6 protein-coding genes and 1 pseudogene are annotated in these 6,948 nt (G+C 58.1%); 4 read left to right on the forward strand and 3 right to left on the reverse strand.

The window, feature by feature from the left end:
• A partial coding sequence (locus tag AWB80_RS45730) for a hypothetical protein (RefSeq protein ID WP_208635771.1) occupies nucleotides 1-228 on the reverse strand: 228 nt, incomplete at its 3' end.
• A 10-nt stretch (nucleotides 229-238) separates the two neighbouring features.
• Between AWB80_RS45730 and AWB80_RS45225 the strand changes: the two are divergent.
• A pseudogene (locus AWB80_RS45225) lies at nucleotides 239-351 on the forward strand (methyl-accepting chemotaxis protein); the annotation flags it as partial.
• 639 nt (nucleotides 352-990) lie between these two features.
• Here the strand turns inward: AWB80_RS45225 and AWB80_RS42340 are convergent.
• A complete protein-coding gene (locus tag AWB80_RS42340) occupies nucleotides 991-2,019 on the reverse strand; it encodes a glutathione-independent formaldehyde dehydrogenase (protein ID WP_087132106.1) in 1,029 nt (342 codons plus the stop codon).
• An 18-nt stretch (nucleotides 2,020-2,037) separates the two neighbouring features.
• Here AWB80_RS42340 and AWB80_RS43800 point away from each other — a divergent pair, with 18 nt between their 5' ends.
• Entirely contained in the window at nucleotides 2,038-2,184 is a 147-nt protein-coding gene (locus AWB80_RS43800) for a response regulator (RefSeq protein WP_143328287.1), read from the forward strand.
• A gap of 1,240 nt (nucleotides 2,185-3,424) precedes the next feature.
• Here AWB80_RS43800 and AWB80_RS42350 read toward each other — a convergent pair.
• On the reverse strand, nucleotides 3,425-3,784 hold the full coding sequence (locus AWB80_RS42350; RefSeq protein WP_143328288.1) for an ElaB/YgaM/YqjD family protein: 360 nt from the start codon (nucleotides 3,782-3,784) through the stop codon (nucleotides 3,425-3,427).
• A gap of 1,608 nt (nucleotides 3,785-5,392) precedes the next feature.
• Between AWB80_RS42350 and AWB80_RS42355 the strand changes: the two genes are divergently transcribed.
• Nucleotides 5,393-5,596 (forward strand): ribbon-helix-helix domain-containing protein, encoded by a 204-nt coding sequence (locus tag AWB80_RS42355; protein ID WP_208635772.1) that lies wholly within the window; start codon nucleotides 5,393-5,395, stop codon nucleotides 5,594-5,596.
• A gap of 69 nt (nucleotides 5,597-5,665) precedes the next feature.
• On the forward strand, nucleotides 5,666-6,948 hold a 1,283-nt coding region (locus AWB80_RS42360; RefSeq protein WP_279628704.1), incomplete at its 3' end, for a chemotaxis protein CheB.

Raw genomic sequence — 6,948 nt, forward strand, 5'->3', positions numbered from 1 at the left:
TCCGTCGATAACAGGGTGTCGCCGCGCGTCTCTGCCTTCAAATCCGCAATGAAACTCGGCCTCAAGATTCCACTCGCATTCGCCGCCGCACTGTTGCTCATGTTCGCCGGCGCGCTTTACGGTATTTTCAAGCTCAACCAGTCGATCGATACCTACCGCACCGTCGCCGCGAACAGCATCGCAAGCGAGCGCATGGTGTCGCAGACGCTCATCGCGTTCAAGCTGCAAGTGCAGGAGTGGAAAGACCGAAGCGATCGCGTTTCAGACCAACATTCTTGCGCTCAACGCGGCCGTCGAAGCAGCGCGCCAGGCGAAGAAGGGCGTGGCTTCGCCGTGGTCGCATCGGAGGTACTGCAACCGATCCATGTTACGTACACGACGGGCGATTGCTGCCTGAAGTTGCGCCGATTGTTGCCCCGTGCTCCTCGCACGCGTCGATATCGGTGTGGAGTCAGACCCGCTTCCAGCGAGGTGCGGCTATATCCACAGGATTGAGCGTCAGGCATCGAGATCGGGCATCCAGTCGGACGGGATCTGGATCCGCGCAAGCCGGTCAGGGTTCAGTCTCGACACGCATCTAGTGGCGACTGGCGACACGCCCCAGCCAGCTTCCGAACGCTTCTTCAGAGAACGGGCGGGACGCGATTGGCCACGTACGCAGGTCATTGCACGGCAATGTGTAGATTGTCAATTACGATGGCCGCGTCGAGCGCCGCGGGCAACGGCGCCAGCCTATTTCAAAACCTAGGCGGCCTCGGTTTGGGCCGAGTGGGTGACCATTTTGGGCGCCTGCGGCGGTAACTCGGACGACAATGCGACCGATTCGAAGATCCTCAACCTTGCGTTGAATTTGGAGTAACTCGGAGCGACTGCGCTAGGTCCGGTTTTCCGTCGTGCTCACCACACCGTGTACCAAATCGATCCGAATAATCGTTCAGCTTTAGCCGCCGCAGGACCAAATACGTCCGACCGCGCGGCGGCTTGGACGTGCTATGCAGCCGTCTTCAGCACACCCTTCGTCCAGCCCTCATCTCGTCCGTCGAAATGCTTATAGCCGTCCGCCGCCTGCTCCAGCGGAAGCTCGTGAGAGATGATCTCTGACGGCCGAGCTTTCCCGGTTTCGATCAGATCACACAGTCTGCGGTTATATGCCTTGACGTTCGCCTGACCTGTCGCAACCTTCTGGCCCTTCATCCACAATTGGCCAAAATCGATCGCCAATTTTCCTTCTTTGAACAGCTCGTCCTCTGACTTTGGATCCTCTGCGACGAATACGCTGACAATGCCGATGCCGCCTGTCGGCCGGACTGCCTTGATAAGGTTGTTCATCGTCAGGCTCGGCACTTCGTGACCTTTGCAGCTGCACTGGTAGCCGACGCATTCGCAGCCGCGATCGGCACCTTCGCCGTTTGTCATTTCCAGAATCTGGTCGGCCGATGTGCCGTCGCTGTCATCGATGGGGATCGCGCCTATTTTCTCCGCAAGTTGCAGGCGATCGGAGTGACTATCGACGACCATGATTCTGCTCGCGCCTTTGATCTGCGCGGACAAGGCCGCCATCAAGCCAACGGGTCCGGCACCATAGATTACGACAGTCTCGCCTGGAAGGACACCGGCGAGTTCGGTAGCGTGATATCCGGTCGGAAAAATGTCCGAGAGCATCACATAGTCGTTTTCCTTATCTTGCGCATCCGCGGGCAGCACCAAGTAATTAAAGTCGCCGAACGGGACACGCAAATACTCGGCTTGACCACCGCTGTACGGGCCCATTCCGGCGAATCCATACGCGGCGCCGGCTACGCCTGGATCGGCCGTCAAACAAAAGCCGGTCAGTCCACGTTCGCAGTTCTTGCAAAAATGCGCAACCGATATTGAAGGGCGGGCACTCGTACACCCTTCATACATATGCAGATCGGAGCCGCAAATATTGGTCGTGGTGATCTTCACCAGGACGTCATTTGGCCGTTCGATCTTCGCGTTCGGCATTTCTTTCACCACAAACACTGCGAGGTCCTTCATAAACAGCGCCGAGTGCTGATGGTGGACGACAGCGAAGATGCTGCAGCCAGTCTCACGCTCTTGATTCAGGCGGAAGGCCATATGGTGGAAACGGCGATCGGTGGCCTGGATGCCAGGCGCATTGAAACAGCCTTTCACCCCGAAGCCGTGATTCTCGACCTCTGACTACCTGACGTCGACGGGAAGGAGGTTGCGCGAAGAAGCCGGTCCAAGCGTGGCGCCCACGTGACGCTTATCGCGCTGACGGGGTGGCAGGACGAGGCGGGGCTGAACCCGGGTGAAAATAATTCAACGCCTACTTCGTCAAGCCGGCGAACATCAGCGAACTTCTTGAAGTACTAAAAATCACGACAAACAAGAACGCCTAGGAACGCGCGCGGGGAAGGCGCCATTACCACGCGACGCACCTTGAGCAGCGTCACATACGGATTGGTTCCGAATCTACAAGGTTGTCCGCCTAATCGTTTCGGTTGATGTCACCCGATTTTTATCCGCAGACGAGGCGGAGCGATTCGAAAGCCGGCTCCGTAACGTTTGGGCCATCAATGAGCGTAACAACATGCACGCTGCTGTCTCCTGTGTTCCCATCTTTACCGACCAAAGTGCTGTTCGGACCAATTCTACGCGTGTCGCCTGCGTGATCTTTTAGGGCTCTTTTAGCATCGTAGTGACGCGTATTGAACCGCGCCCTACGACGGCATCGGCCGTCTGATACGGACTGCGATAAAATGGCAAGTCGAAGGGCAGTGTCAGCCAACCTCGTTGCGTCAAGAGCGCAGAGGATCGTGGCACAAGGGTATCCGGAGTTACGCCCGGGCGCCCGGTCTCCCGGGGCACGATAGATGCTGGTTGAAGTTTGCAAACTCCAATTCGAGACGGCCATGAATCGTATCCCAGCTCTGTTAAGCGTCATCGTCTTCCTTGCTGCGAGCACAAGCGTGTTCGCGCAAAATACTCAGAACGCTGCGTCATCAGCGGGCCAGCGCGGCGCCGGCGCCGGCCACTCAATCGACAGCGCCTCCAGTGGGGCGAGCAGCCCGGGGAGCCCAACATTAATGCAGCAACGGGAGAAGGGGATGTCGCCGGACGGCGTTTCGGGGGGCGACGCGAACGGAAAGGCGACTGGCAAGATAAAACAGTAGATATTGGCCGGCACTGAGTCGCTCAATATGCGGCGGCCCGAGAGACCGCGTTTCGGGAGCCGTGTGGCCCGGAGTTTTAACTTCGTTACGCAGCAGTGAAGGTATGAACTGCGCTGCCTCGGCGGCAAAGTCTGAACGGTCATTGATGCGGTACGACGGCCCGTCGGACTACAGGGGAAGTGGGCAATGCGCATCAACCCCTACAGACGAAGCGCCGTGTGACCGGCGCGGCCACCCAAGACCTTTCCGCAACGCGATGTCGGCTAACGCGAAACCAGCATGCCGACGATCACGCCCCCTAACGCAGCCAGAACGATTGCTTTCCAGGGATTGTCATACACGAAATCATCGGTTGTATCGCTCGCAACCCTATAGTTTCTGACAAACGCATTCTGGATATCTGAAAGCTTCTTTTTTGCAATTACACTTGCGTCGTTCCCCGATGGCTTAGCGTCCCACGACCGGGATGCTTCACGAAAATCGCCTTCGCCGGTGATCATCGACGCTTCAGGATTTTCTTGCGGAGAGCGCTGACTTGCGCTGGTCGGAAATTCAAAGGTACTTTCAGCGTTTTCAGTGATAAGGGAATCGACCGGTTCACGAGCGGGGACGGTGGTTACCATGAGTTCCTCCTAAAGGGTAAGCTGCACGCTTAGCTGGTTGGGACCGTGCTGAAGTTCTACGTAATCGAAGCCCATAACAGCCGGCACAGACGATCTCGGGTGGCTTTAAATTTCATGTGATCATCCAGGTAGTAAGTGAATACGCCAGGCCAGCACTAGCCATGGTTGTTTCAGCCCGCGCAAGCGCTGTGCCTAAGGCGGCATGAAATCGTGTCTGTACGACGCCGAGTGGTTTCTTCGATATACCTACGATCGACCGTCGACAGCGCACCGGAGCGCATTGAGCGCGCATTCAGTTCAGATGGGCCACGGTTTGCTCACTCGAGCGTGGCTACGACCAGCCGTGTTGCCTTTTCGTGCGTAACCGCGGCGCCACGGGCTTGACGTTGTTCTCAAAGGTTCCGAAAATGATCGCGATGATGGTGGTCCTGTTGCTCCTTGGCGCGGCGCTCGCCGTTTATCTTGAAGACCAAAACTGCGTGGACCAGTAGGCTGTGGGAACAATGTGAGCACAAGCTGAAGACCTCGGGAAAGACGCCTGAAACGGTGAGCTTCAAGGATCCAGCTTGACGCGTTGGGCGTCGCGCAAGCCCGATCACATCATGGATCGCTGCGCCGGTCGGGGTATTCGAGGTCGCCGATTTAGCAACTGTATTGCTCGACTACTTGAGTGATCGTATCCAATCCCGGATCTCTGGGTTTCGTAAACTCAAGTCTTCAATATACGTTTGGAAAACCTTCCGACCCCTTAACGCTTCCGCTCGAGTCGTTTCAGAGAGTGGCAGTGATGGCGACGCAAGTGGCTGGCGATGTCCTTGGCGCAAGATCATTTGCGTGGCTTTCCCGGCCTGGACAACCAAGCGCCAGAAGGGTCCGGATGTCGAGCGACAGAGTGAAGTGGGGAAAGAGGAGACGGCGTTCACCGTATACGCAGTTTCAGGTGGACGGCGCGTAAATTCGCAAGGCACACGTCTAAAACCGTTCAGCGCCTCCGCGATGCGTGCGAGTGGGTGGGTGTGGCATCGGGCAGTCGTCAAAGGCATAACCTCAACGGTCGCTTGAGGCGGAAGCCATCGTCGTTGCGACTGCCGACTCACGGTCGCCTTCGTATAGGCACCGACGTCCAGCGCCGCGTCAGTCATTCCTGCCGGGGCGTCGCACAGTATGCGACGGTTATGATCAGAGCCGGTAGCGAGCGCTTTGCTGTTCCAGGCCAGAGGCCGGCTGCCGCTACAACACGAACCCTTATCTGTCTAGTAAAAGTGCGGACTCCAAGCAAATCGATACCATCGGCATTGATAGGAACGAGCGGTCGGATTGAATGGAGAAACAGGTCTGGCAAGAAATGGTGCGCCTTCGTCCTGGCGACGGAAATGGCCCGCGCACGTCGCTCCGAAGCGCGGCGCAACTTTCGCTCCACTGTGCCGCTTGCCCGAAAGCTGCTGTCCTCACCGTGGGAGGCGTGCTGCTCTGAACCGGTTCGAATCAGAGCGATTAGCCGACCTATAATTTGGGCGTCGACAACGTGCGGGGATGTGCGGCTCGGCAATAGGCTCGAGACTGGACTTTATTGCTCACCTCTCACCCGCGCTAAAGCAGGGGAATGCGATGCCCGATGTGAACACCCGTGTGATTACCGCACACGTCCCTCTTCCTCTGGCGGAGCAGGTCGATCAGCTTGCGGCTCGCCTTGATCGCTCACGCGGCTGGATCGTCCGGCAGGCTTTGGCCGCCTGGATCGAGCAGGAAGAAGCCCGCAATCGGGCGGAGCCCCGTAAGCCGCGGCGTACGAGCGGTCGCGAGAAGCGCTGAACACCTGCTTCGATGCACATGATGCACGCGTGCCGATCTTGCGGCACTTGAAGAATGATTGGAGACCACGTGATCCATCCTGCAACTGCGGCTAACGAACCGACGTCGCCGAGCTTTCCGCTGGTCGGGATCGGCGCTTCGGCGGGGGGCCTGGAGGCGATCTTTGAACTGATGGCAGAAATCCCTGCAGTCAGTGGGATGGCTTTTCTGGTAGTACAGCATCTAGATCCCTCACGTCGCAGCCTGCTGCCTGAAATCCTGCTAAAAAAGGTGTCCATGCCGGTGGTCGAAGCCGTTGACGGCATGGATATTGAAGCCGACCACCTGTACGTCATCCCCTCCAACAAGAGCATGTTGGTGGAGCAGTGCCGTATCCATTTGCGACCGCGCGACGGCACGCTCGGGCCGCCGATGCCAATCGACGACTTGCTTGATTCGCTCGCGAAGGATCAAGGTTCCCGAGCTATCGGGATAATCCTTTCTGGCAGCGGCTCCGACGGCGCATTGGGTCTGCAGGCCGTTCAGCAGGAGGGGGGCATCACGTTCGCGCAGGACGAAAACTCTGCGCAATACAACAGCATGCCGCACGCGGCGATTGCACTGGGCTGTGTCGATCGCGTTCTGTCTCCCCGCGAGATCGCGAAAGAATTGATGGGTATCGGACGGCACCCTCATGTGCGCCGCGCTCCGATTACCGAGGTGGACGCACCCAACGAGTCCGTCGAGACAAGTCTGCGCGCCATCTTCCGCCTCCTCCGAAATGCCTGTGGTATCGATTTCAGTCGCTATAAGCATGGCACTATTCAGCGCCGGCTGTCTCGTCGAATGGCGTTGGGACAATTGATTTCGGTGGCAGAGTACGTCGCGGTGTTGGAGTCCGATCCGGCGGAAGTGCTGGCGCTGGGACGCGATCTGCTGATCCAGGTGACGAGCTTCTTCCGGGACCCCGAGTCATTCGACGCGTTGCGTCAGACGGTGTTTCCGCGTCTCATTGCCGAGAGCGACCCCAAGGGGCCGCTCAGGATCTGGGTACCGGGTTGTGCGACCGGCGAAGAGGTCTATTCAATAGCAATATGCCTGATCGAATATCTGGGAGAAGGTGCGGCCAATCTGCCAGTTCAGATTTTTGGCACGGACATCAGCGCGAGCGCGCTGGAGACCGCCCGCGCAGGCCGATACATCGAGAACATCGCGCGCGATGTGTCGCCTGAACGTCTGGAACGCTTTTTTGCCCGCGGCGGCGAACATTACTGCGTTGACAAGTCAGTGCGCGAGCTTTGCACGTTCTCGCGTCACGACATCTTGAGCGATCCGCCCTTCTCGCGGATGGACCTGGTGAGCTGCCGTAATCT

This window comes from Caballeronia pedi, assembly GCF_001544915.2.
GTDB classification, from domain to species: Bacteria; Pseudomonadota; Gammaproteobacteria; order Burkholderiales; family Burkholderiaceae; genus Caballeronia; species Caballeronia pedi.

Excerpts from the sequence above, each read along its gene's own strand:
- AWB80_RS42340 (WP_087132106.1), bottom strand. The coding sequence starts at position 2,019 with ATGAAGGACCTCGCAGTGTTTGTGGTGAAAGAAATGCCGAACGCGAAG.
- AWB80_RS43800 (WP_143328287.1), top strand. The coding sequence starts at position 2,038 with ATGGTGGACGACAGCGAAGATGCTGCAGCCAGTCTCACGCTCTTGATT.
- AWB80_RS42350 (WP_143328288.1), bottom strand. The coding sequence starts at position 3,784 with ATGGTAACCACCGTCCCCGCTCGTGAACCGGTCGATTCCCTTATCACT.
- AWB80_RS42355 (WP_208635772.1), top strand. The coding sequence starts at position 5,393 with ATGCCCGATGTGAACACCCGTGTGATTACCGCACACGTCCCTCTTCCT.